Raw genomic sequence first — 24,264 nt, forward strand, 5'->3', positions numbered from 1 at the left:
TCTACACGAAAACGTTTCCTTTTTGCTTACCAGAATAAAAAAAGGCCCTCAACAGAGGGCCGGTACGGTGCGGGTTTAGCCACCGCCTTTTTTGAACAAATCGCCGAGCTTGTCTTTGAGTTTGTCCTTGAGCTTGTCTTTTTGCTCATCCAGCTTTTTCTTGGCTTTGTCTTTGAGCAGGGCGTCCATGTCAGGGCGTACTTTCAGGTTGTCAAAGCTGCCGGTGATAGCAATAGGCAGCGTCACCCCTGTTAGTTCGTCCATCGGTTTGCCGTCCTGGCCACTCAAGGTGCCTACCACTTTTGCAGCAACTTTGTAGTCGAGGGTTTTGTTAGCCAGGTTTACGTCACCATTACCACTGACCCGCAACAGTGGTGATGCCAGCAGCAAGTCCGGGTTATGCAGTACGCCCTTGGCGATGGTGGCACTGCCCGAAAGCTCGGCAAAGTCAGTTTTCTTGACGTCTTCTGCCGGCACGCTTTGGCCTTTGATAATGGCGCCAGCCTTGCGCAGTTCATGGGCAATGTTGACGCCATAAATGGCCCCGTTACGAAACGCAAAGTCGGCTGTGCCGGCGAGGCTTTGCATTAGGCTGTCAGGGGTCAGGCCGGTGGCGGTAATGTCTGCTTTTGCTGACGTTGTTCCGGCCAGCAGGGGTTTGTCGGTCTGCATGAAATCTTTCAGCAGTGGCTCCATTTCCACCCCTTCGACAACCTTGTGCAGGCGAACTTGCGCCGGCTGCTTGCGCGCGTCGATGCTGGCATCAATGCTGACCTGGCCGTTATAGAGGTTGGCTTTAAAAGGCTTGATAGTGAGCTGGCCACGATCGTTACTGGCATCAATGGCGATATTGCTCATTTTCAGGTGGCTGGCGGTGAGCTTGCCCAGTGTCAGATGAGCATCTGCCCGAAATTGCCGTAAGGCGGATAGATCCGGCTCCATGGCCGGGCCACTGTCCGGCGCCTGGGCTGTATTGTTGTTGCTACTGGCCTTAGGCAGGTAGCGATCGGCATCAAACTGGTCAGCCGCCAGGGTCAGTGACAGATCAGCAATAGCGCTACTGACATCGGCACTGGCCTTGCCCTTGATGTGGGTGTCGTCCAGCGTCAGGTTCAGCGGCTCAATACGGGCTTTGTTGTTGGCAAACTGCCAGTTCAGCGCCAGGGTAAAGTCTGACAGTGTGCTTTGGTCGGCCCGTTGCGGCAGGGTAATGCCCAGCCGTTCAGCGAGGCCGCGCAGATCTGTTTTGGCGATTTTCAGGGCGCCACTGGCCTGCGGCTGAGTGAACAGTTCGGTTGCCTTCACATCACCGGTCATGACCATATTGCCGACATCCAGCTGCAGGCTGTCGAGGGTCAGAGTGGCGCCTTTGAGTGCCAGCTGACCTTTACTAGCAAAGTTCAGATCCAGGGGCTTGGGCAGGCTCGGCTCCGTCAGTTTGGCTGTGGCTGCCAGCCGTTTGATGGTGATATCGGCCAAATCCGGCGAGATCCCCAACTGCGTATCCAGCGTTGCCACCAGCGTATGAGCACTGTGAAAACGCGCATGCAGGGTGCTGTCCTGGCCTGGTGCAAACTGGTTGAGGGTCAGGCTGTCCAGGGCAAATTGCTGTGAGACCTTGCCGGCTTTATCGAGCAGGTTGATCTCAATATTGCTGAGGCTGATGGCGCCCAGTTTGACCTTTTGCAAAGCGCTGAGATCTGGTGCCTGCCCGGGCTTTGATGGTGCCGACGATGTGCTGGCCTTTTGCTCAGCGGGCTTAATGTTGACCACCACGTTGGCGAGACTGACACCGTCGACCTGGGCTTTACCGGCCAGCAGTGGCAGCAGTTTTACCGATACATCAGCACTGCCAATCTGGGCCATGGTGCCTTGCTCAAAGCCACCTGGCTCAGACAAGGCGGCCTGATGAATGGACAGCCCCACCGACGGGAACAGATTCCAGCCAATATTCCCGTCCAGTCGCAATTGCCGGCCGGTTTGTTCTGACACGGCGGTTTGGATTTGTGCCTTGTAGCTGTTCGGATCCAGGGTCAGGATGAAGGCTGCTAAAGCCCCTGCAACCAGTACCACCACGGCCAGTAGGATCAGCAGAATTTTGCCCGCTTTCATGCGCACTCCTTGATTGCAGGGCGCCGGGGCGCCCTGTGCATTGAATCATTAAGCCTGTCAGAGACTGGCTTAACTACAGCTTAGTCCCGTTCGATCACCATTTCGTGCAACAGATTGGGTGCCGGGTAAACATCCTCAAGCAACCACAGCATATAACGGATATCCAGGTGAATGGCCCGGGTGATAGTCGGATTGTAATACCAGTCTTTGGTAATAGATTCATAGGTGGAATCAAAATTCAGCCCTACCAGCCGACCTTTGCCGTCCATCACCGGTGAGCCGGAGTTGCCACCGGTGGTGTCGGCACTGGACAGAAAATTGACCGGTACAGAGTTAAATGGCACACAGTGCTGGCCGCAGCCACGTGGCGACAATGTGGCTTGTTTAAAGGGGCCAAAGCGCTGCTCGGTAATGGCTTTCATCAGTGGTGCGGGCACCGTAAAGGGGCCAGAGCCGGCTTTTTCCTTGATGCCGTTGAGCGACGTGAAGGGTTCATACCAGACCGCATCACGGGGCTGGTAACCGTCAACGGTACCAAAGGTCACCCGCAGGGTGCCGTTGGCGTCAGGGTATACCGGCAGGCCCTTTTTCTCATTGTAAGCAATGATGTCGGCCATGTATTTCGGCCTAAGTTCCGCCAGTTCGCCGTCAATGGCATCCTGTATTTTTTCATCTGCCAGCAGCGTCGGGGTCAGTGCTACTGCCAGGCGAATGAAGGGGTCGCGGCTGGTTTTAAAGTCGTCGACGCTTTTGTTCAGCCAGGCCAGGCGCACCTTGGCGTCGGTCAGCTGGGTGTGCTGATAATACGCGGGCACGGCCTGGGCGGTAGGTAACACCCGGTTGAGGGTGCGATCCTGGTAGTCACTCTGGCGGTAGTCGGCCAGCTTGGCCTGCCACAGCGCTTGATCAACGGCCGGCGAGAAACTGCTGTCGAGCCGTTCAAGCTGGGCGGCAATCATTTCCTGATCGCGCTGCTGGTAGCCGCTTTTACGTTCGGCATCGGGTTTTTGTCGCTCCAGCGCATTACGGTACAGCGTCAAGGCCGCCTGCAGTAGATCTGACTGCCAGCCTTGTTGCTGATACCAGTGCTTTTGCCAGAAAATATCGGCGCGGCGCAGCACTTGCTCCAGGGCCAGGCGGTGGCCCGCGGGCAGTTTGGCTTCCTTGCGCTCTTTGATGGCGGCAATGTCAGTGTGGCGAAAGCCAGCAAGCAAACCCTGCAGTTTTTTTAGCCGGTTGTTGTAGCTGGCGACCCGGCTGGCATAAGCCACGGCAGCTTGCGGGTGGTCAGCGGTTTCTTTGGCAATGATGTCCAGCGTTTGCTGGTAATCGGCCAGCATGGTCGGGTACAGATGCTGCTGGGCAAAAAGCACTTCAGAGGCCAGCCGGTAGCGGGAGGTCGCACCGGGGTAACCGGCCAGCAAAATACCGTCGCCCTGGCGTACGCCGCTGGCATTGATGTGCAGGAAAGAAGGGCTGTGATACGGCACGTTGTTGGGGTTGTATTCGGCCGGTTTGCCATCTTTACCTACATAGACGCGAATAATGGAAAAGTCGCCGGTTTGGCGCGGCCACTCAAAGTTGTCAATGTCGCCGCCGAACTTACCGATAGCTGCCGGAGGTGCGTAGACCAGGCGCACATCTTTGAACATGGTCTGGGTGATCAGCTGATATGACAGGCCGCCATAAAACGGCTGCACCATGCAGCGGGTAAAGGCATCATTTTCACATTGCTGTACCAGCGCTTTTGATGCGGCTTCTATGGCATCAAAACGGGCCTTGCCATGTAAATCCTCAGCGGCGGCATCAATGGCGGCGGTTACATCCCTGATGGCGCGGGTTATGTATATGCGCTCTTGCGGCCCACCAGGTAATTCTTGGGCTTTATCCTTAGCGATAAAGCCCTTTTCAATCAGGTTGTTCTGGGCACTGGAGTTATGCTGGATCATGCCGTAACCGCAGTGGTGGTTAGTCAGGATCAAGCCTTGGGCCGAGACGAAAACGCCGGAGCAGTAACCTGAAGAGGTTACGGCATTAAGTGGAAAGGCCAGCGGGTTGGCCAACTGGCTGGGGGCCAGGGTAATGCCATCGGCCTGCAGTTCGGGGCCCAGTTTCGCCAATTGGGCTGGCTGCCACTGCCCTTCATCAGCGCTGGCACTGGCAACCAGCATAATGCCTAACGCAAAAAATAATGTTTTCATTAGGTTATCTTTATTTGTAGGGAATGTTGCCAGTGTACTCTTTTATAACCAGTTGGTCAGCATGATCCCTACCCCCAGGCTTTGGGTTGAATGGTTGTAATCGATCAGTGATTCACCATAGCCATTGAAGTACTGCACGTAACCGCGCAGTTTGCCCCACAACGGGAATGTGAAGCCCAGCTGGATGGCGCCTTTGTTATCGCTGGCGCGCAGATTATTACGCAGCATGAAGTCGACACTGTAGTTACCCATCACATAAATGCCGTTCAGCTCGCCGTAACCCAGGTATTTTTCAATGTCGGGGTTATCGTCATTCTGGCGGCTTTCCGGGATCCGGTACCAGGGTTTAATGGACACCACCAGGTTGTCTTTTTCAAAGATAAAGTCCGCATAAATGCGGTTCCACGAACGCGAGTAAGGGTCTGAGCGGCCGTTGGACTGGTGGTCAAGACCGATGTTGAGGTACTTGGGGCGAATACCGAACCAGTCTGAATCGATGTTAAAGGCCATGAAAATTTCCGGCTCGTAATTACTCTCGCGAAAGGGAGCGGAAATAGAACTGTTATAGGCTTGCCAGAAAGCTTGTTGCGTGTAAGCCACCCAGAGACTGTTTTTCTTACCAAAAAGGTTGAATGCCAAGGGAAATTTCATGCTTATCTGAAATTTCATCTCGACACTGTCGAGGCCTTTGTCGGCTGGCAGATTGCCTTCATAACTCTCATTGTGAGGGTTGGTGGTGTACTTAACGGGGAGTACATAGTTGGGCCGGTGCGGGGTGATCACAAAAGGGTTTTCCACGGTACTGGCTTCCCGCTTGACCCGCTGGTCAACCAGGCCATGGTCTTCTTGTGCCCTTTTTTCAATGGGCTTGGGTGATTTGGGTTCGACGCTGGCCGGGTCTGTTGGTGCTGTCGGATCATCAGGCGGCTCACTGGCCAACACCGAAAACGGCAACAACAGTGCAAACAGACAGGCTTTGGTCATGGTTCTTCCTTGATGCTTTTGGTCATGGAATTTTATCTCCATAATAGAAGCCCTTCTGATTAACTGTTAGTGACGACATGGCCCAAAAGCGTACCGCCAGCAAAGAAAGCGACAGCAAAGTCGCTGCTCTGAAAGTTCCGCCGCATTCGCTGGAGGCCGAACAGAGCGTGCTTGGGGGCCTGTTACTGGACAACCAAGCTTGGGACAGAGTAGCTGAAAAAGTAGTGGGCCAGGACTTTTACTCCCGGGCTCACCGGCTGATTTTTGCCGCTATGACGTCGTTGGCGGCACAGAATAAACCGCTGGATCTGATCACCGTATCTGAGCACCTGGAGCGGGACAACGAGCTGGATAATGCCGGTGGCTTTGCCTACCTGGGGGAAATTGCCCGTAACACGCCAAGTGCGGCCAACATCAATGCATATGCCGATATCGTCCGTGAACGTGCCGTTATTCGTGAAATGATTGGTGTGGCTAATGAAATTGCTGAATCCGGTTTTGACCCGCAGGGGCGCAGCAGCGAAGAACTGCTGGACATGGCCGAAAGCCGGGTGTTCAAAATCGCCGAAAGCCGCACCAATGCCAATGAAGGGCCGCAGATCCTCACCAGTATTCTGGAAAAAACTGTCGACCGTATCGAAAAACTGTTTGGCCAGCCTCATGACGGGGTGACGGGCGTTTCCACCGGCTTTAATGATCTCGATAAAATGACAGCCGGCTTGCAAAAATCCGATCTGGTGATTGTGGCTGCGCGGCCGTCGATGGGTAAAACCACCTTTGCCATGAACCTGGCCGAATATGCCGCCATGACTCAGGAAAAGCCGGTACTGATCTTCAGTCTGGAGATGCCTTCAGAACAGATCATGATGCGGATGCTGGCATCACTGGGCCGTATTGATCAGACCAAAATCCGAACCGGTCAGTTGGATGACGAAGACTGGGCCCGGCTCAGCTCAACCATGGGGCTGCTCATGGAAAAGGGCAAAATGTATATCGACGACTCCTCTGGCCTGACCCCAACCGAAGTGCGCTCGCGGGCGCGGCGAGTGGCGCGGGAGCATGGTGGTATTTCGATGATTATGGTCGATTACCTGCAGTTGATGACGGTACCGGGCATGCAGGACAATCGGACCCTGGAAATTGCCGAAATTTCCCGTTCACTCAAGGCCTTGGCAAAAGAGCTGGAGTGCCCGGTGGTGGCTCTTTCGCAGCTGAACCGTTCTTTGGAGCAACGCTCGGACAAACGGCCAGTGAACTCGGATCTGCGTGAATCCGGCTCTATTGAGCAGGATGCCGACCTTATCATGTTCATTTACCGTGATGAGGTGTACCACGATGACAGTGCCGACAAAGGCACCGCGGAAATCATTATCGGTAAGCAGCGGAACGGCCCTATTGGCCGGGTGCGGCTGACCTTCCAGGGCCACTTCTCTCGCTTTGACAATTACGCCGGCCCGGCATTTGATGACGACTACTGAGCCGATGAAAGTTGCCACAGCTTTGATTGATACCCAGGCGCTGCGTCATAACCTGGCGCAGGTACGCCAGCATGCGCCCCGCAGCCGGGTCATGGCAGTATTAAAAGCCAATGGTTATGGCCACAATTTGCTGGCGGTAGCCGGCGCCTTGAGTACTGCCGACGCTTTTGCGGTAGCGCGCCTGGATGAAGCACTGGCGCTGCGCGAGGCCGGTTTTAGCCAACCGCTGGTGATGCTCGAAGGCTGTTTTAACGCCAGTGACTTGCCGGTGATGGCCAGCCAGCAGGTGCAGGCGGTACTGCATACCGAAACCCAACTGGCAATGCTGGAACAAACCCCGTTGCCGGCGCCGCTGACGGTGTGGATCAAGGTTGATACCGGCATGCACCGGCTGGGGCTGGCCGCAGCGCAACTGGCCACTTTTACACAGCGGCTGCAGGCAACCGGCAAGCTGGCTGGCGAGCCGGGCCTGATCAGTCACTTTGCATGTGCTGACGAGCCACAGCACCCGCTTAACCAGCAACAGCTTGCTGCTTTTTCGCCACTGGCTGAACACTGGTCAGGGCCGGTATCGATGGCCGCTTCGGCAGCCATTTTGACACTACCGCAGGCCCATTATGACTGGGTGCGCCCGGGGTTGATGTTGTACGGTGCCAGCCCAATGGCGAGCGGTGATAGCAGTGAGCATCGCCTGCAACCGGTGATGCGACTGGTATCCAGCCTGATCGCGGTCAAACCGGTGCGCCGGGGCGAAAGCGTCGGCTATGGTGCTACCTGGACGGCAAAACGGGACACCTGCATCGGTGTGGTGGCCATGGGCTATGGTGACGGCTACCCTCGGCATGCCCGCAGTGGCACCCCGGTATGGCTTAACGGCCGCCGGGTACCGCTGGCCGGGCGGGTATCAATGGACATGATCACGGTCGATCTGGGTCCTGATGCGAATGACCAAGTTGGCGATGAAGCTGAGCTGTGGGGGCCGCACCTGCCGGTAGAAGAGGTCGCGCAATGGTCAGATACCATCGCCTACGAGCTGTTGTGCAATATTGCCCAACGGGTGCATTACGAGTTTATTTAAAAAGCCCGCAGCAGCGGGCTTTGCGCTTTATTAACTAAAATCCAAGGCAATATCAGTGCAGCCCTTAGGGCAGCGGATCCCTGGCTGGTCGCTGCAGGGAGGGGAGAAACGCAGGCTTTGCTTGCAGACCGGGCAGGGTATTGGCTGGCCGGCCAAGACTTTTTTGATCAGCGCTTTTTGCTGATGAAAGGACTGGCTGCTTTTTTTGCCCAACGCTGAGAAATCCATCATTCCCCCTGCAAGGTCAGCAGCAAGTGGCGCTGGCCGCCGTGGTTACGGTGCTCACCCAGCCAAATGCCTTGCCAAGTGCCCAGTGCCAGGCGTCCCTGGCTCACGGGCAGGAGTACACTGGCGCCTAGCAGCGATGCTTTGATATGAGCAGGCATGTCGTCGTCGCCTTCATCATTATGCTGAAAGTAGCTGGCACCATCAGAAATGGCGCGATTAAGATAACGCTCCATATCGGAGCGAACCGTAGGGTCGGCATTTTCATTCAGTGTCAGGCTGGCGGAGGTGTGCTGAATAAACACCTGTAGCAGCCCGGCCTGGAGCTGGCTTAGCTCCGGCAGTGCCTGCTGGATTTGTGGTGTGATCAGGTGAAAACCGCGCGCCACTGAAGGCAGGGTTAATTGTCGCTGTAACCACATGCTTAAATGGCCTCATAGCTGCCGGTACCGTCCGGCCAGCGGGTCAGGACGTCATAACCGTCGTCGGTAACGGCCACCATATGCTCCCATTGCGCTGACCAGGAATGGTCACGGGTGACAACGGCCCAGCCATCATCCAGTGTGCGCACCAGTGCCCGGCCAGCATTGAGCATCGGCTCGATGGTAAAAATCATCCCTTCTCGGAGCGCCAATCCCTGACCGGGGCGACCATAATGCAGCACCTGCGGATCGGTATGGTACTGGGTGCCGATACCGTGGCCACAGTAATCACGGACCACGGCCAGATCGTAATGTTCTGCCACCCGGGCTATGGCATGGCCAACATCACCCAAAGTGGCACCGGGCCGTACCGCTCGAATGCCAGCACACATGGCCTGGTAGGTGGCGTCGATCAGCAGCTGTGCCTCACGGCTGGCCTGCCCGGCTACAAACATACGGCTGGTGTCGCCGTACCAGCCGTCTTTGATCACCGCGACGTCAATGTTGACGATATCGCCATCTTGCAGCCGCTGCGGCCCGGGAATGCCGTGGCAGACCACGTCATTAACGGAAATGCAGAGGGTTTTTGGAAAGCCGTAGTAGCCTACATTGGCAGGGGTGGCCTGCAGGGTGTTGACGATGTAGTCATGACAGCGCCGATCCAGTTCTTCGGTACTGACGCCGGGTTGCACATAGGGGCCTATCATGGCCAGGACATCGGCAGCCAGTTGCCCAGCCGCACGGGACTGGGCTATTTCTGCTGTTGTACGCAGGGGAATTCGCGTTGCCATCAGGGCCTCGGTAGCGGTCAGCTATGATGGCCTTATACCATTGCCGCCAGGGGCTGTCATGAATCGGCTGCTCAGCAGGACATATTAATGCGATCGCGCCCTTCAGTTTTAGCCCGGTATAAAGCCGTGTCAGCAGCAAACAGCATGGCATCAGCGGTGCGGAACTGGCCGCTGAATTCGGCCGCCAGCCCCTGGCTCACACTGATTTGCACCTCATCAGCCAGGCCCTGTTGGGTAAAGCAAAGGTTATTGATATGGCGGCGGATGACATTGGCCACTGTTTGCGCCATTTCCTGATTGCAGCGGGGTAACACCACGGCAAATTCTTCACCGCCGTAGCGGGCGGCCAGGCAGTCTTTGTTAGGCAAGGCGCGGGTAATTTCAGCAGCGACGCGTTTCAGGCACTCGTCACCTTGCAGGTGCCCAAACTGATCGTTAAAGAGCTTGAAGTAATCGACGTCGACCATGATGACGCTGATCGGATATTTTTTCTTGGTGCAATTGTCCCATTGCTGATCAAGAAACTGCATAAAGGTGCGGCGGTTGGCCAGGCCGGTCAGGTAATCGGTGGCGGCCATCTTTTGCAGGGCAGCCAGCTCGGCTTTGTGGTGACTGATATCCTGGAGAGTGAGCACCAGACTGGGATACTCGGTGGCCAGGTAAGATACCGACAACATCACCGGCAACAGTAAATCGCCTTCCTGGCGTACCAGCATTTCTGCCGGTGCGTGGCTCAGGGTCCGGGGATTGCTGCCAAGGCCCTGGCGGAACTGTTCCTGCCAGGGTGGGGTCAGCCAGTTCAGCCAGCTCTGGCCAATCAGTTCTTCATCATTGACACCGAGCAGGGCTAAAGCGGCGCTGTTGGCACGGATAACCTGGCCGTGCAAGTCAACCTGAACCATGGCCTCCTGCATCTGCGTCAGCAAGGTGGTCAGCAGGTCATTGTCATTAGCGGCAGGCGACTTAACCGGGGCAATGGCACTCATGGTAGTGGCTTCCTGTAAGGCTGTTGTGGTTGTTTTCAGCCTTTACTTTAGAGCTAGGTGAGTGCTATGACCTTCTGCTAACCTTTCGGTTTATCCATTTGTTTTTATTGGTTATTTATTCTTTCCTTACGGAATAAAAAAGCGCCTTCTGGCGCTTTTAGAGCTATTGGGTTGCGACCATGCTTAGGCATTGTTGTACTCAGGAGCCGGCGAGGTTGGGTCCCGTTGGTTAATCACCTGCGGATCGGCACTGAGCAACAACAGGTTTTTGGCCTTGCTGCCGCCCGGGGCATTCTTAAAGCTAAACCCGAACTGGAAATCGACGCTGTAGTTGTCAGAGGTTTCCTTGCTGACGTCATAAGGGTTGGTCAGTGTGATGGTGCGCCCACCGTTAGCGATGGTCGCATCGGTGATGACATTATTAAAGGGGTTGCTAAAGGCAATGCCGTCAAAAGCAAAACCGTATTGCTGCTGCGTTTCATTGCGTTCAATAGTGTATTCCAGATAGCAGGGCCCGTCGGCAATAACGCATTCGCAATCGCCCTGATGGTCGGCGTAAATGAAAGTAAAGCCATTTTGTTCATCACCACTGATAGTGATGCGGATGTGTTTTGTGGGCCAATTATTAAGATTGGACATGGTGCGTTATTTCCTCGTCATGGTGTAAAAGTCGCTGTGAATGCCTTCTTTTTTCAGTATGGCCAGCAGCTGGGGGTGAGCGGGAAGCTTGCCGGTGCAATCGAGTGCTTGGGCATAGGGCACAACAAGGTAGGGCTCGGCGCTTTTTTGTACCAGCGGGGCCAATAAGCTGAGGGCCTGCTGGCAATGCTGTTGCACTTGCGCGGTTTGGCCGGTGCCACTGAGTTGCTGAGCAAATTGCAGATAGCTGTTGGCAAGGCCGGCAATCACTTGCGGCGGCCGCATTTTATTATTGATGAGGTTGCTATACAGAGTGATGGACTGCTGCAGGTAACGTTGCAAGGTGGCGCTATCAGCGTTGCCTGACATCGCCAGGGCGCGGTAGTACAGGCCCAGGAGTGCTGTCGCGCGCCGCTGGCCGATGGTGGCGGTGGCAGTGCGGATATCACTCACCAGATGCTGGCTGATGGCGTGCGTATCTGCGCAGTGGCTGCGACTGCAAAACAGTAACAGGCTGGTTTTTGCTGATAACACCATCGCCAGTGCTTTGGCATTTTTGGGGTCGTGTTGCCAGGTTACCTCAGCGGTTTGCGCTGCCTCTTTGATAATGGCCACCGCTTGCTTGAATTGGCCGGTTAAATACAGCAGGTAGGCTTGCCGCTGTAGCGCTGGTGCCAGTCTTTCCAGCATGTAGCTGTTATTGGCAAAGTGCTCGGCCGGAAATTCCCGGCGGTTTTTCTCATAAGTGCGCAGCGCCTGGGTTACCCGGCCTTCGGCAATGGCGGCGCTGGCCAGCCAGGAGCGGGTATCGACGACGTCGGCCATGCGCTGGGTGTTATTCGGAGTCTGCTTGAGAGCCTGTTCTTTGAGTGCCAGGGAGCGTTCAAACAGGGGCCGGGCAGCGCTGTATTGTAACTGGTACATTTTCACCGATCCGAGGCTGTTGAGCGCATACGACAGTTCCATCAGGGCGTTGCCGTCAGCGGGGGCCAGGCTGTACATGCGTTGGCTATAGGTCAGGTAATGGCTGAACCAGTCACTGGCGCCGGCCCAATCGGCCTGGTCATAACGCAGTTGCCCGAGCCAAAAGGCGTTCGCCCCTAGCGATTTGAGTAGTGCCAGGTTGTCTGGCTGAGCATTAAGCAGAGGTAAAAATTCTCGGCGGGCTGTGAGCAACGCATGTTTGGCTTCATCGGTTTTACTGCGCGAGTAAGCGACTTCGCCGATAGCTTCCAGAGTCTGGCCATGCTGAAAGCGACCGGCAAAGCCAATGTTGCCGCTGTCATCACCGGCAACTGACTGAAAATAATCCAGCGCTTTGTTGGAGATGCCATCCAGCAGATCCATACGGCCAATGCCCCGCAGCTTGTCGGCAAACTGCCCAACCATGTATCCGAGCAGGTTTTCAGCGGCTAAACGTTGCTCGGTGGCATGTTTTTCAGCCTGCTGGCTGCGATAGCTCATGCCTATTGCTGTTACGGTGAGCAGGCTCAGCAACAACAGGGTGCCACGGCGGCTCCAGCGGCGGCGACGGGCTTTGCCCTGGGAAGCGCTAAGCAGCGCCATTTCATCGGCATCCAGGCTGAACAGGGGGTTGGTTGCCAGCGCGGCGGCATCTTGCAGAGGCTTGCCGTCGGCCAGCAGATAGGCGCTGTTTCGGCCTTCTTGCTGCCATCGCTGCGCCTGGTGGCGCAGCCGTGCCATTTGTGTCAGCGCCGCTTTGTGTTTATCAATCCAGTCGGTAGCGCGGGGCCAGCGGCGCAGCAAGGCTTCATGGGCGATGCCGAAACTGGCCTCGCCCTGTTGCAAGTGCGACACAAACAAGCGTTGGTCTACCAGCGCTTGTACCAGTGCCCGTTCGTGAGCGCTGGTCAGTTGTGACCAGCGGGCGCTGCGGCTGGTCACTGACTGTTCGTCTTCTCGCAGGGTTACCAGCAGCGACAGTACTTTGGGCAGAGCATCCCGCTGCGCCTTGGTCAAAGGCGCCATGGCGTCTTCGGCTGTTTTGCCAATGGCGCCCTCAATGCCGCCGAGCTGATGATAATGGCTGACCTGCATCAGGCCGTCGTCACTGCGGCTGAGGTAGAGCTGCTGCAATACGTGTTGCAGCATCGGCAGGGCATCGGGGTTATGGGCAGCGTCGCTGCACAGCATTTCATCCAGTGGCGTGGCGGTGTCTGCGTCGGTGTCCCAGCGTAGCCCGGCGGCTTGTGCGGGCAGGCGGATCATCTGCAACAGTTCGCTGCGGGTGGGCGGTGCCAAATCAAAGTGGGCGCCGCTGTTTTTACCAGCCATCAGGCTGGGGTGACTGACCAGCTGCGGGTAGAAGTCGTTGCGACAGGCGCTCAGAACCAGCACGCTACCGCTGCGCGCTAGGGTGTCGAGCAGGCTAATAAACTGGTGGCGCTCATCGTCACTAAAAAGTGGTGACGACAGTGCGACTTCCAAGCGATCAATCACCAACGCAAAGCGCGGCGTGCGATAAGCACTGCCCTTGAGCGCCGCTTTTAACTTTGCCAGCGGCGCTGCTGGGTCGGTTGCAAGCTCGGTGGCGAGGGTCTGGGCGCTGATGTCGGCCAGGGCCGGTTTGTCGTCAATATCCCAGTCCAGGAGGCAACTGGCCAGCGACAACAGTAACAACCCCTTCCCGACATCAGCCAGATCCAGGGTGCTGCTGCTTGGTACGCCAACGCCGTTAAAACCCTGCGCTGTTTGCAGGTTCGGCAGAATACCGGCTTGCAGTAATGATGATTTACCACAACCACTGGGCCCCAATACCAGGCAAAAATCGCGGCCAAAGCGTACCTGCTGGCTGACCCGTTCCAGCAAGGTAGTGATTTGCTGGCTGCGGCCATAAAAAATACCCGCGTGTTCCGGGCCATAGGCCTTCAGGCCGGGGAAGGGGGCGGCCCCTTGCCAATGGGTTTTCGGCGCCTGCTGTTCATCGCCAAGGGGAAAGCGCACCTCAGCCAGTGCCCGGTAGCCGCGTTTGCGGATAGTTTCGATGTACTTGGGCTGGCTGGCGCTGTCGCCGAGGGCCCGCCGTAATTGGTTGATGGTTTTATGCAGGGGGTTGTCGCCGGTGTCCAGCCCCGGCCAACACTGATTGAGCAAGGCTTCGCTGCTGACTACTTCACCGGCGTGGCGACATAAATAAACCAGCACATCCATGGCTTTGGGTTCGATCTGCTTGGCCCGAAGGGCGTTTTGCAGCCGATTGGCGCTGGCATCCACTTGCCAGTCACCAAAGAAAAAAGGACTGTGGCTCATTTGCTTAACTTCTGCTTCGCCGTTTTTGCCTAGGTTACTCCAGTGAGCATGCTAGGCAATCATTTCTATGGGAACAGGTAATACGCCAAGATTACGATGAGTCGGGTCAAATGGCACCTAGTCTGTTAGCAGCCCGGCCTGACTGAGTTGTGGCTGCGCTTGTGGGCGCCACCAGGCCTGGCCACTGTGTGGCGCGGTAATGTCCAGCCGCTCGCCCATGCTGGGCGTGCTCAGCGCTACTTGCCTGGCATCGGCTAAGGCCAGCATTTGTTCAAAAGGGTCAAACCAGGCGTGCATGGCCAAATCGAAGGTGCCGTTATGGATCGGCAACAACCAGCGGCCGGCCAGATCCAGGTGGGCCTGCAAGGTTTCTTTAGGCTGCATGTGTACGGCTGGCCAGTTGGGGTCGTAGGCACCGGTTTCCATCAGGGTGATATCAAAAGGCCCGAAGCGTTCGCCAATGGCTTTAAAGCCATCGAAATAACCGGAGTCGCCACTGAAAAATACCTGGCAAGCCGGTGCTGACAGAACCCAAGAGCACCACAGGCGCTTATTGCCGTCCCGCAGGCCGCGGCCGGAAAAGTGCTGGCTGGGGGTGGCGCTCAGAGTGACGCTGCCGACGGTTGTCGATTGCCACCAGTCAAACTGGCGGATTTTCGCCGCCGGCAGGCCCCAGTCAACCAGTAAGTCGCCCACCCCCGTCGGGGTAATAAAGAGCTCGGTACGGTTGGCCAATGCCTTGACCGCAGCTTTGTCCAGGTGGTCGTAGTGGTCATGTGACAGTACTACGGCCTTGAGTGGTGGCAACGCCGCCAGAGGCAGCGGGGGTGCATGAAAGCGGCGCGGGCCGGCCCACTGCACCGGCGAAGCGCGTTCGGCAAAAACGGGGTCCGTCAGAAAAAAATCGCCGGCCAATTTCAGTAATACGGTGGAATGGCCCAGCCGCCACAGGCTGTTATCGGGTGCCTGTTGCAGCTCATCACAACTGAGTGGCATGACGGGCGGCGGCGTGTCTGGCCGGGTATGGGCTGGCTTGTTGAAGAAAAACTGCCAAAACAACTTCAGCGTTTTCAAGGCGCCAGACGGGTGTGGCGGCTGGGGATTTTGAAAAACCCTGTTGCGGGCCAGGTAATCCGGTAAGGGGCGTGCGGGTTTGTTCAACGTGACCTCCACTACTACCAGGTCAGTGTAATGACCCGTACGGGGAAATGAATAGCCGCCAATGCTTTTGTGAGTGTTAACTGCTGACCATTTTTCGAAAGCGCCGAAAAGCCACCCAGAAGAACACCAGCCCGGTAGCCACCACGGCCAGCATTTGCGGCCAGACGATGTCGATACCGGCTCCCCGGTACAATACCGCCTGCGCCATAGCCACAAAGTGGGTGGACGGTACCAGCTGCATCACCTGCTGTAACAGTTCGGGCATGGCATCAAGCGGGGTTGTGCCGCCGGATAACAGCTGCATCACCATAAAGGTGGGCATTGCCAGTAGGCCGAACTGTGGCATGGTGCGCGCCAGGGTGGCCAGTAAAATACCCAGTGAGGTGACTGAGCCCAGATAGAGCAAGGTGCCCAGCACAAACAGGGGCACGGCACTATTGGCAATGGGGACCCCCAGCACGCCTTTGACCATGGTAAAGATAGCCAGCACCACGGCGATCAGAATGACCAGGCCGTTGGCCCAGATCTTGGCAGCCATGATTTCACTGGCTGACAGCGGCATGACCAGCAAGTGTTCCAGGGTACCGTGTTCACGCTCGCGAATAACAGCAGCGCCGGTCAGGATCACCGCCAGCAAAGTCACATTGTTGACCAGCTGCATGATGGCGTTAAACCAGACGGTATCGAGGTTGGGGTTGAAATAGGCTCGAGTAACCAGATGCACCCGGCTGGGAAGATCGCGGCCAAAGTATTCGCTGAGGGTTTGCAGCACTATCTGCTGAATGTAGCTGGCACCGGAGCCAGCCTGGCTGATGGCCGACGCGTCAACTTGCAATGCCAGCTCCGCAGTGTGCCCGGCGCGCAGATCGGCGGCAAAGCGCGGTGGAATTTGCAGCACAAAGGTTACCTTGCCTTGTTCCATCAGGGTGTTGATATCTTCACCTGGCGCCAGTTGCCTGGCCTGTTTGAAGTAAGGGGGTAAAAAAGCCTGGTCAAGGCGTTGAGACAGGGCGCTGTGGTCCATGTCTTCAATGGCAATGGAGGCATTTTTGACCTCGGTATTGGCGCCTTTACTGACGGAATACAGGGCCAGCGTAAAGATATAGATAATCAGTACCATCAGCACCGGATCTTTTAAAACACTCCACAGCTCCTTGACTCCGAGGGCATAGACATTGCGCCAGTTCATGCTTCCTGCTCCTTCATCACCAGTACGCTCAGGGCGATAAAAGCAAAGCCGAAGGCCAGCAGTATCGCCAGATTGGGGAGCAGGTCGAAAAACCCCAGGCCTTTTGCAAAGGTCCCGACACTGACGGTATTGAAGTAGGCCGAGGGGAACACCATACCGATCACTTTGGCCGGGCCCGTCAAAGACGCCATGGGCACGATCAGGCCGGAAAAGTTAACCGCCGGCATGATCGACAAAATTGCTGCCGCAAACAGGGCGGCCACCTGGGTTTTGACAAAAGCCGACACCAATAAGCCAAAAGCGGTCGTTGCCAGCACATACAGTAAACAGCCCAGCAGCAGCGTGAAGACACTGCCAGTTACCGGCACCTGAAACAGATACAAGGCCAGCAACAGCATGCTCAGGGCGTTTAGTGCGGCGATCAGCACATAGGGCAGCTGTTTACCCAGTAAAAACTCCAGGCGTGTGGTGGGGGTGGCATAGAGGTTGAGTATCGAACCCAGTTCTTTTTCCCGCACCACGCCAACGGCGGTCAGGATCGCCGGGATCAGGGCCAAAAGCAGCATCATGACCCCCGGCACCATGGCATTGACGCTGTTAAAGTCCTGGTTATAGCGAAAGCGGGTTTGCAGGTTGATATTGCTCTGGGTTGCCAGCCCCTGATCACTGAGAAACTGACTAAACACCCCTTGCACGTAATTACGCGCCGTTTCGCCGCGAAAGGGCATGGCGCCGTCAATCCAGGCCGCCAGCTCGGTGGCTCGTCCAGCCCGGAGCTCGCGGCCAAAACCCGGTGGAATAGCCAGCACCAGACGCAACTCGCCACTTTTCAGGCGCCGCAACGCCTCACGCTGGCTGACTATCGGTGGCTGCTCAAGAAAATAGCGTGAGCCACGAAACTCTTCGACCAGGGCACGACTTTGCGGGCTTTGATCCTGATCGAAGACCGCATAAGGCAAATTCTTCACATCAAAGGAAATGCCATAGCCAAACACAATCATCAGGAGCACGGTGCCCAGCATGGCAAAAGCTAGGCGGATAGGATCGCGTTTGATTTCCATGCTTTCGCGCCGGGCATAGGCCCAAAGCCGGCCCGCTGAAAACGCGGAGGGCCGTAGGGGAGGGGCGTTTTTCGCGGCCACCGGCAGGGTCTGGCTTGGCGCTGCCGGCTGAGCTTGTTGCAGGTAATGAATAAAAGCCTCTTCGAGGCTGCTGGCGCCGCTGTCTGTGAGTAACTGCGTCGGCGGGTTTTGGGCGAGGATGCGCCCGGCATGCATCAGCGAGATCCGGTCGCAGCGCTCTGCTTCATTCATAAAGTGGGTGGAGATGAAAATTGTCACACCGTCATGGCGCGACAGTTCGTGCAATAAGGTCCAGAACTGGTCGCGGGCGAGCGGGTCCACCCCGGAGGTAGGTTCATCGAGGATCAACAACCGAGGGCTGTGCAGTACGGCAACGGCCAGTTGCAGGCGCTGCTTGATGCCAAGAGGCAGTTCGCCGGCATTCTGGTCGGCAACTTTGGCCAGGGAAAAGCGTGCCAGCAAGTCGGCAATGCGCTGTGCCGGCTCCGGGATCTGATAAAGCTTGGCGTGCAGCTGCAAGTTGGCCCTGACGCTGAGCTCAGCGTACAGCGAAAAAGACTGGGTCATGTAGCCGACTTTGGCGCGCATGGCCAGGCTATGCTGGCTGACCGGTTCACCAAAGATACTGGCGCTGCCTTCGGTAGGCGGTAGCAAGCCAGTGAGCATTTTCATGGTCGTGGTTTTGCCACAGCCATTAGAGCCGAGAAAACCAAAAATTTCACCCTGGCGGATAGTCAGGCTGACATCGCTGACGGCGGTAAAATCACCAAAGCGGCAGGTCAGGTTATGGGCGCTGATGGCCAGTGGGCGTTCGCCTTCGCCCAGCGGCAAAGGTTCGAAGGGTTTGGCGCTGTCTCCGGCCTTAAGCACCATAAAAGCAGCATCAAGATTTGCTGTGCCGGTCTGTGCCAGCAAAGCCTGGGGTCGGTCATGGGCGAGAATGCGACCGTCATCCAGCGCCATGACACTGTCGAGCAGCATGGCCTCTTCCATGTAGGCGGTCGCCACCACCAGGCTCATTTGTGGCCGGGCCTGGCGAATGCTGGCCATCAGAGCCCAGAACTGGCGACGGCTTAGTGGGTCCACGCCGGTGGTTGGTTCGTCCAGCAACAGCAGCTGCGGATCATGGATAAGCGCGCAGCACAGCCCCAGCTTTTGCTTCATGCCACCGGAGAGCTTACCGGCTGGGCGGTCTTTAAATGCCCACAGGTGAGTGGCATGCAGTAGTTGTTCCGCGCGGCTGGCCCGTTCCTGGCGGCTGTGGCCGAACAGGCGGCCAAAAAAGTCGAGATTTTCCCACACCGACAAGGTTGGGTAGAGGTTCTTGCCAAGGCCCTGGGGCATATAGGCAATATCGGCGCAGACGTTGCGCCGGGCCTTGCTGGAGGCCATGTCGGCACCGAGCACCAGTACCTTGCCTTGTTGTAATTGTTTGGTACCGGCAATGATATCCAGTAGCGTTGATTTGCCCACGCCGTCGGGGCCGATAATGCCAAGGCTGGCGCCTCTTGCCAGCGTCAGCCTTACATCCTGCAGAGCGGCGGTGTCACCATAGCGGTGGCTTACACCATCCAGTGCAATGGTATTCATGAGGCAAAAGGTGTTTTAAGGTCGTCAGGCCAGGGTTTGTCAGCGTCAAGCTTGATCCAGGCTTCCCCGGACAGGCCGGTTTTGACCTGCTTGATGTGTTCTTTAAGCAAACTTACCGGGATCCGCACCTTGACCCGGAACATCAACTTTTCCCGCTCGTCTCTGGTTTCGACTTGCTTAGGCGTGAATTGTGCCTGTGCGGCAACAAAGCTGACGTGAGCCGGAATGGGTTTGTCGGGCAGAGCGTCCATAACAATGCGGGCATCGGCGCCCAGAGCAATCTTGCCGGCAACGGTCTGGGGCAGGAAAATCGACATGGTGACATCGGTCAGATCCAGCAGGTTCAGCACTTTACCGCCGGCACCCAGTACCTCACCCACGTTGGCCAATTTGTACTGAATGCGGCCATCACGGGGCGCTCTGAGGGTAGCTTCGTTGATTTGTGTCTGTAGGGTGTCAACCCCCGCCTGCGCTTCGTCGATAGCCCCCTGCGCGGCAACGGCCCGAGCATTTGCCGCCGTCAGCCCGGCACTGGCCACCTCAAAGGCAGATGCCGCTTCATCAAACTGAGCACGGGCAATCAGCTTTTTACGCAATAGCTCCTTGGCTCGCGCATATTGCAGCCGGGCCAGGTTCAGCTGACTCTTGGCTTGCTCCACCTGGGCCTGGGCGCTTTTGTAGTTGTCACGGGTTTGGCGCTCTTTAGCCTGGGCTTGACGCAACTGGGCGTTGAGGGTGTCAGTATCCATTTGCGCCACCACTTGCCCCTTGGTGACAAAGTCGCCTTCATTGACCAGCAGCGCCACCAGGCGGCCGCCGTTTTTACTGGCGATATCCAGGGAGGCGGCTTCGATACGGCCATTGCCAGAGGCAAAGCCATCCGGAATTTTCGCAACCAGTAACGTCTGGCCAACCCATACTGCTGCGCCGATGGCCAGCACCAGCACCACAATCAAGCCCTTGCGCATAATGTCATCTCGGTTTTTGGCTGATTTTAACGGCAAAGAGGACAGACCTCTTTGCTCAATATCAAAATTAGGTGAGTGGTGCAGTTTTTTCCGGGCTTTTTGCCCACCAGTGCTGGCCGCTGGTCTGCTGGGTTACAGACCATAGCGGTTTTTACGGATGAGTGGTAAATGCGGGCTGGTTATTGCGGTTGGTGGTCGAGGCGAACGTAATGCCAGTGAAAATGACCTTCTTGGATGCTGATGCGGCCGGCAGAACTTTCCCGAAAATGTGCCGGAAGTACCAGGGCCTGTTTGCTGGCCGCTTGTGCTAAAAAAGCCTTGCGGGTGTGGGTTGCCAAGGCCGGATTGGCACAAAAGCCGGAGTTGACCTCTGGCGCGGCTACCTGGATGGCGTTATGCATAATATCGCCGCAGAAATAGGCTGTTTCGCCCTGGCTTTCTAGGGCAATGGTCATGTGCCCGGCACAATGCCCCGGACTAGGTATGAAGTGGATGCCGGGCAGCACTTGCGCACCGGCGGCAGGCACAACCTGCAGCTGATTAGTCAGTATCAGCGGGAGAATGCTGTCGTCAAACAATTGCCGACGGCTGTGCCCGGCAGCGCTGAAGAAAAAAGCCAAATCCTGCTCAGGTACCAGATAGCGGGCATTGGGGAAGGTGGGCTGCCAGATGCCGTCTTGCAGTACAGTGTTCCAGCCGAGATGGTCTGTATGCAGATGTGTCAATAACACATAGTCGATGTCGTGTGTTGTCACTTGCGCCGCCTGCAGGCGCTCCAGATAGGGATTATGCAAGCGGTGGAAGAGGGCACTGAAGGGTCGCTCTTTATGGTTGCCAATACCGGTATCAATGAGGATGTTCAAGCCGTCTACCTGCAATAACCAGCTGTGAATGCTGATCTCAAACTGGCATGTCGGTATTGTCGTATGGTCAGGGTAAAGCTGCTCTCGGCTGAGTTCAAAGCAGGTTTCTGTGACCCTGCTGATACACGCTTTGCCAACAGTAAATCGGGGTTCAAACATCATTATTGCTCTGACTGGTTAGTGACCACAGTCTAGGCTTCCTCCGCACGAGGATAAATTGATTCATTGTCGCCCTGTGATAACTTTTAGTTATCACTTTTCAGTTCAGAGATAAACAGCGGCAGTGCAGGGTTAGCGGCTCCCCGCGGGTAAACGAAGCTCAGTGGCAGGGTCAGTTTCAGTGCATCCAGTGAGGTATAGCCAACACCAGGGGTTGGCCTCGCCTTGTGGCGGGCGTTGACGATAGCTACTCCCACGCCGGCGCTAACCAGACTGAGCATGGCATTTTCTGTCTGGGCAAGTTGGCGCAGGGTTGGGTTAAGCCCCAGTTGGGTATAAGCCTGTAGTAACCAGTCGTGGTAGGCCGGATAGGCATTACGGGGAAAGCTGATAAAGGGCAGGGTATTGAGCTGGGTAATCGTCATCCCCGGTTTGGGCGGCTGGGGCCAGCTGGTCGGGTAGGCCAGTAGTAATTCATCCTGACTGAGGGTAACGCTGGCCAGTGTCTCTGGCAGTGCTGCAAAACAGTAAACAAAGGCGCCATCGAGCTGCCGTTCCTGCAGTTTACCAAGTAACTCCGGGGTATTGTTGCTTTGCAGCGTCAATGCCACATCCGGGTGATGTTGGCTAAAACGCTGCAGAGCTTCGGGTACTGCCCCCTGCCAAGCGGTAACGTCGACAAAACCCAGTGCCAAAGAGCCTACTACACCGTTGGCTAACTGTTGTAGGTGGCTATTGACGCTGTCCAGTTCAGCCAGTATGGCCGTGCACTGTTGTTGGTAATAACGCCCGGCGGCAGTTAGCACCATGCCGCCAGCCGTTCGCTCAAACAGGCTGAGCCTGAGCTCGCCCTCCAGCTCTTTGATTTGTTTTGAGACGGCAGGCTGGGTAATGCAAAGCTGAGCCGCCGCCTGGCGAATGCTGCCCTGTTTTGCTACTGCTAGAAAATAACGCAGGTGCCGTAATTCCATTGCACTGTTCCATAGAAGAGAGCTCATACTGTATCAGTAGCGTCGCTTGAATGGCCCCGGATTTCCTAGACACTTTCCAGGCTCAGTAAATGTCGCTTCTCAAACTCTACCGGTGACAGCTGGTTGTTGAAACCATGCCAGCGTTTTGGGTTGTAAAACATCTCGATGTAGTCAAACTCATCAGCGCGAGCAGCCTGCCTTCTGCCGCCTAATCCTTGCCCTCTTCAGCAACTGGAAAAAGCTTTCCGCTACAGCGTTGTCATTGCAGTTGCCACGTCGACTCATGCTGCCAAGCAAGTGATTGGCGTTTAGGAAGCTCTGCCAGTCGCCGCCGCTGCACTGGCTACCCTGGTCTGAGTGGATCATCGCCTTACGCCGCCAAACTGCCAAAGGTGCGCGATTCGCGGTACACTACTTGGCTACCCTGGTGGGCCCTGACAGTGCAGCGGTAACGGAACTCACCCTTGCTGTTTTTGCGCTTTTCAATAGTGAAGCCTGCCATGCCACCTCCTTAGTACCTGTCCCATATCCTAGGGGTAGATATGGGACAGTCCATCCCCCAAAATTGCTTGAAAACGGTTAAGAATGGCTAGAGAACAGAACACTGAAAAACAAGGCGAAACCCAGCAAAACCAAGCTTTGCCAAACCTTGAGTGGTCTCGGCGTTTCTCCGTTGCTCCCATGCTGGATTGGACTGACCGCCACTACCGGGTGTTTGCCCGGCAGCTGAGCCGCCATGCCCTGCTCTATACCGAGATGGTGACCACCGGCGCCATTATTCATGGCAAAGGTGACTATCTGGCGTTCAGTACTGAGGAGCAGCCGCTGGCGTTACAGTTAGGCGGCTCGGATCCGGCGCAGATGGCGCATTGCGCCAAGCTGGCCGAGGAACGGGGCTTTGATGAGGTGAATATCAACGTCGGTTGCCCCTCCGACCGGGTGCAGAACGGCCGCTTCGGCGCCTGCTTGATGGTCGAGCCCACCCTGGTGGCGGACTGCGTCAAAGCCATGAAGGATGTGGTCTCCATACCGGTAACCGTCAAAACCCGGATCGGCATCGATGAGCAGGACAGCTATGCCTTCTTGTGTGACTTTGTGACTGAGGTGTCTGCAGCCGGCTGTGATACGTTCATTGTGCATGCGCGTAAAGCCTGGCTCAGTGGCCTGAGCCCGAAGGAAAATCGCGAGATCCCGCCACTGGATTACCCCCGCGTTTACCAGCTGAAAAAAGACTTTTCGCATTTGCATATAGGCATTAATGGCGGCATTAAAACCCTGGAGCAGATGCAGCAACACCTGCAACAGCTGGACTCGGTGATGGTCGGGCGTGAAGCCTACCAAAACCCTTATCTGTTGGCGGATGTTGATGCTGCACTCTATGGTAGCGTGCTGCATCAACCCAGCCGTAGGGCGGTAGTCGAAGCCATGCTGCCATACATTGAGCGTGAACTGGCGGCTGGGGCTCGGCTCAATCACATTACCCGCCATATGCTGGGGCTTTTTAACGGCCAGACAGGAGGGCGCCGCTGGCGTCGTTATTTATCCGAAAATGCCCACAAAACTGGAGCGGGCATTGAGGTTGTATTGGCGGCTCTGGCATTAACCGAGCGCCACTCGGAATAAGTTGGTTAATTTCGCCATATTTTGTGGCGCAAATGCTCACAGGTGTCCCCTTTTGGGGTCGCCTTTTTTATTCCTTTTTTTAAATGCTAATAAAAACAATGCCTTGCTTGTTTTTTGAGTGTTGGCACGGCCTTTGAAACAGTTCCTGTGAACTTAACCACTCACAAGGAGCAGGCCATGAAAGCCTTAACTGCAACGCTTCTGGCCGGTGCTGTGATGATGTCTGCACCTAGCCATGGCGAAGAAAGTCTGTCCACTGCATTGTCTGATGCAGTGGCTGAACAAAGTACTCAGATCCTGGAACGTATTGAACAAAGCGTCAGTGATGAACTGAATGCACAGTTCACTGCCCTGACCAATGCTCTTGCACAGCAGCTGGACGCGTCGCAAAAGTCGGCCCCACAGGATGTTGCCAAGCCGGCTGCTGAAGCCGCGAAAGCGGCCCCTGCGGACAAGCCGTGATGGTTAGCTT

19 protein-coding genes and 1 pseudogene are annotated in these 24,264 nt (G+C 56.3%); 4 read left to right on the forward strand and 16 right to left on the reverse strand.

Annotated elements, in window-relative coordinates:
• Window positions 1-75: 75 nt before the first annotated feature.
• From WDB70_RS02160 to WDB70_RS02170, 3 genes are all read right to left on the reverse strand, one after another.
• The gene (locus WDB70_RS02160) at window positions 76-2,112 is read right to left on the reverse strand and encodes an AsmA family protein (protein WP_406666156.1); all 2,037 of its coding nucleotides are present in this window, start codon (window positions 2,110-2,112) and stop codon (window positions 76-78) included.
• 80 nt (window positions 2,113-2,192) lie between these two features.
• Window positions 2,193-4,313: a S46 family peptidase gene (locus WDB70_RS02165; protein WP_406666158.1), complete on the reverse strand. Its 2,121-nt coding sequence runs from the start codon at window positions 4,311-4,313 to the stop codon at window positions 2,193-2,195.
• Window positions 4,314-4,355: 42 nt separating this feature from the next.
• On the reverse strand, window positions 4,356-5,297 hold the full coding sequence (locus WDB70_RS02170) for a phospholipase A (RefSeq protein ID WP_406666160.1): 942 nt from the start codon (window positions 5,295-5,297) through the stop codon (window positions 4,356-4,358).
• 77 nt (window positions 5,298-5,374) lie between these two features.
• Here WDB70_RS02170 and WDB70_RS02175 point away from each other — a divergent pair, with 77 nt between their 5' ends.
• Both WDB70_RS02175 and alr read left to right on the forward strand, forming a co-directional pair.
• Window positions 5,375-6,775, forward strand: coding sequence for a replicative DNA helicase (locus tag WDB70_RS02175; RefSeq protein ID WP_406666162.1), 1,401 nt, complete (start codon window positions 5,375-5,377; stop codon window positions 6,773-6,775).
• A 4-nt stretch (window positions 6,776-6,779) separates the two neighbouring features.
• Entirely contained in the window at window positions 6,780-7,853 is a 1,074-nt protein-coding gene (alr, locus tag WDB70_RS02180) for an alanine racemase (protein ID WP_406666164.1), read from the forward strand.
• Between the two features lie 227 nt (window positions 7,854-8,080).
• Here the strand turns inward: alr and WDB70_RS02185 are convergent, their stop codons facing one another.
• From WDB70_RS02185 to WDB70_RS02245, 13 genes and pseudogenes are all read right to left on the reverse strand, one after another.
• Entirely contained in the window at window positions 8,081-8,500 is a 420-nt protein-coding gene (locus WDB70_RS02185) for a secondary thiamine-phosphate synthase enzyme YjbQ (RefSeq protein WP_406666166.1), read from the reverse strand.
• Between the two features lie 2 nt (window positions 8,501-8,502).
• Window positions 8,503-9,291 (reverse strand): type I methionyl aminopeptidase, encoded by a 789-nt coding sequence (map, locus tag WDB70_RS02190; protein WP_406666168.1) that lies wholly within the window; start codon window positions 9,289-9,291, stop codon window positions 8,503-8,505.
• A 71-nt stretch (window positions 9,292-9,362) separates the two neighbouring features.
• The gene (locus WDB70_RS02195; RefSeq protein ID WP_406666171.1) at window positions 9,363-10,277 is read right to left on the reverse strand and encodes a GGDEF domain-containing protein; all 915 of its coding nucleotides are present in this window, start codon (window positions 10,275-10,277) and stop codon (window positions 9,363-9,365) included.
• Window positions 10,278-10,460: 183 nt separating this feature from the next.
• Complete coding sequence (locus WDB70_RS02200) at window positions 10,461-10,916, reverse strand: DP-EP family protein (protein WP_406666173.1); 456 nt, start codon at window positions 10,914-10,916, stop codon at window positions 10,461-10,463.
• Window positions 10,917-10,922: 6 nt separating this feature from the next.
• Window positions 10,923-14,186 (reverse strand): winged helix-turn-helix domain-containing protein, encoded by a 3,264-nt coding sequence (locus tag WDB70_RS02205; protein WP_406666175.1) that lies wholly within the window; start codon window positions 14,184-14,186, stop codon window positions 10,923-10,925.
• 117 nt (window positions 14,187-14,303) lie between these two features.
• Entirely contained in the window at window positions 14,304-15,347 is a 1,044-nt protein-coding gene (locus tag WDB70_RS02210) for an MBL fold metallo-hydrolase (RefSeq protein WP_406666177.1), read from the reverse strand.
• 76 nt (window positions 15,348-15,423) lie between these two features.
• Entirely contained in the window at window positions 15,424-16,536 is a 1,113-nt protein-coding gene (locus tag WDB70_RS02215; RefSeq protein ID WP_406666179.1) for an ABC transporter permease, read from the reverse strand.
• A complete protein-coding gene (gene rbbA, locus WDB70_RS02220) occupies window positions 16,533-19,208 on the reverse strand; it encodes a ribosome-associated ATPase/putative transporter RbbA (RefSeq protein ID WP_406666181.1) in 2,676 nt (891 codons plus the stop codon). Before rbbA ends, WDB70_RS02215 begins: the two co-directional genes overlap by 4 nt.
• Window positions 19,205-20,176, reverse strand: coding sequence for an HlyD family secretion protein (locus tag WDB70_RS02225; RefSeq protein WP_406666183.1), 972 nt, complete (start codon window positions 20,174-20,176; stop codon window positions 19,205-19,207). The genes rbbA and WDB70_RS02225 overlap by 4 nt, the downstream gene beginning before the upstream one ends.
• Before the next feature lie 179 nt (window positions 20,177-20,355).
• On the reverse strand, window positions 20,356-21,201 hold the full coding sequence (locus WDB70_RS02230; protein WP_406666185.1) for an MBL fold metallo-hydrolase: 846 nt from the start codon (window positions 21,199-21,201) through the stop codon (window positions 20,356-20,358).
• Window positions 21,202-21,284: 83 nt separating this feature from the next.
• Entirely contained in the window at window positions 21,285-22,169 is an 885-nt protein-coding gene (locus tag WDB70_RS02235; protein WP_406666187.1) for a LysR family transcriptional regulator, read from the reverse strand.
• A gap of 65 nt (window positions 22,170-22,234) precedes the next feature.
• Window positions 22,235-22,559: pseudogene (locus WDB70_RS02240) on the reverse strand (IS3 family transposase); the annotation flags it as partial.
• Window positions 22,540-22,671, reverse strand: coding sequence for a hypothetical protein (locus WDB70_RS02245; RefSeq protein WP_406666189.1), 132 nt, complete (start codon window positions 22,669-22,671; stop codon window positions 22,540-22,542). The gene WDB70_RS02245 and the pseudogene WDB70_RS02240, both read right to left, overlap by 20 nt.
• An 83-nt stretch (window positions 22,672-22,754) precedes the next feature.
• On the opposite strand from WDB70_RS02245, the gene dusA reads away from it, so the two are divergent.
• Together dusA and WDB70_RS02255 are read left to right on the forward strand one after the other, a co-directional pair.
• A complete protein-coding gene (dusA, locus tag WDB70_RS02250) occupies window positions 22,755-23,792 on the forward strand; it encodes a tRNA dihydrouridine(20/20a) synthase DusA (protein WP_406666191.1) in 1,038 nt (345 codons plus the stop codon).
• A 177-nt stretch (window positions 23,793-23,969) separates the two neighbouring features.
• On the forward strand, window positions 23,970-24,254 hold the full coding sequence (locus WDB70_RS02255) for a hypothetical protein (RefSeq protein ID WP_406666193.1): 285 nt from the start codon (window positions 23,970-23,972) through the stop codon (window positions 24,252-24,254).
• Window positions 24,255-24,264 lie beyond the last annotated feature (10 nt).

The sequence above is a fragment of the Gallaecimonas aegicerasi genome (assembly GCF_045291545.1).
Classification (GTDB): Bacteria; Pseudomonadota; Gammaproteobacteria; order Enterobacterales; family Gallaecimonadaceae; genus Gallaecimonas.

Coding starts and splice junctions, on each gene's coding strand:
- WDB70_RS02160 (WP_406666156.1), bottom strand. CDS start 2,112: ATGAAAGCGGGCAAAATTCTGCTGATCCTACTGGCCGTGGTGGTACTG.
- WDB70_RS02165 (WP_406666158.1), bottom strand. CDS start 4,313: ATGAAAACATTATTTTTTGCGTTAGGCATTATGCTGGTTGCCAGTGCC.
- WDB70_RS02170 (WP_406666160.1), bottom strand. CDS start 5,297: ATGACCAAAGCCTGTCTGTTTGCACTGTTGTTGCCGTTTTCGGTGTTG.
- WDB70_RS02175 (WP_406666162.1), top strand. CDS start 5,375: ATGGCCCAAAAGCGTACCGCCAGCAAAGAAAGCGACAGCAAAGTCGCT.
- alr (WP_406666164.1), top strand. CDS start 6,780: ATGAAAGTTGCCACAGCTTTGATTGATACCCAGGCGCTGCGTCATAAC.
- WDB70_RS02185 (WP_406666166.1), bottom strand. CDS start 8,500: ATGTGGTTACAGCGACAATTAACCCTGCCTTCAGTGGCGCGCGGTTTT.
- map (WP_406666168.1), bottom strand. CDS start 9,291: ATGGCAACGCGAATTCCCCTGCGTACAACAGCAGAAATAGCCCAGTCC.
- WDB70_RS02195 (WP_406666171.1), bottom strand. CDS start 10,277: ATGAGTGCCATTGCCCCGGTTAAGTCGCCTGCCGCTAATGACAATGAC.
- WDB70_RS02200 (WP_406666173.1), bottom strand. CDS start 10,916: ATGTCCAATCTTAATAATTGGCCCACAAAACACATCCGCATCACTATC.
- WDB70_RS02205 (WP_406666175.1), bottom strand. CDS start 14,186: ATGAGCCACAGTCCTTTTTTCTTTGGTGACTGGCAAGTGGATGCCAGC.
- WDB70_RS02215 (WP_406666179.1), bottom strand. CDS start 16,536: ATGAACTGGCGCAATGTCTATGCCCTCGGAGTCAAGGAGCTGTGGAGT.
- rbbA (WP_406666181.1), bottom strand. CDS start 19,208: ATGAATACCATTGCACTGGATGGTGTAAGCCACCGCTATGGTGACACC.
- WDB70_RS02225 (WP_406666183.1), bottom strand. CDS start 20,176: ATGCGCAAGGGCTTGATTGTGGTGCTGGTGCTGGCCATCGGCGCAGCA.
- WDB70_RS02230 (WP_406666185.1), bottom strand. CDS start 21,201: ATGATGTTTGAACCCCGATTTACTGTTGGCAAAGCGTGTATCAGCAGG.
- WDB70_RS02235 (WP_406666187.1), bottom strand. CDS start 22,169: ATGGAATTACGGCACCTGCGTTATTTTCTAGCAGTAGCAAAACAGGGC.
- WDB70_RS02245 (WP_406666189.1), bottom strand. CDS start 22,671: ATGGCAGGCTTCACTATTGAAAAGCGCAAAAACAGCAAGGGTGAGTTC.
- dusA (WP_406666191.1), top strand. CDS start 22,755: ATGGCTAGAGAACAGAACACTGAAAAACAAGGCGAAACCCAGCAAAAC.
- WDB70_RS02255 (WP_406666193.1), top strand. CDS start 23,970: ATGAAAGCCTTAACTGCAACGCTTCTGGCCGGTGCTGTGATGATGTCT.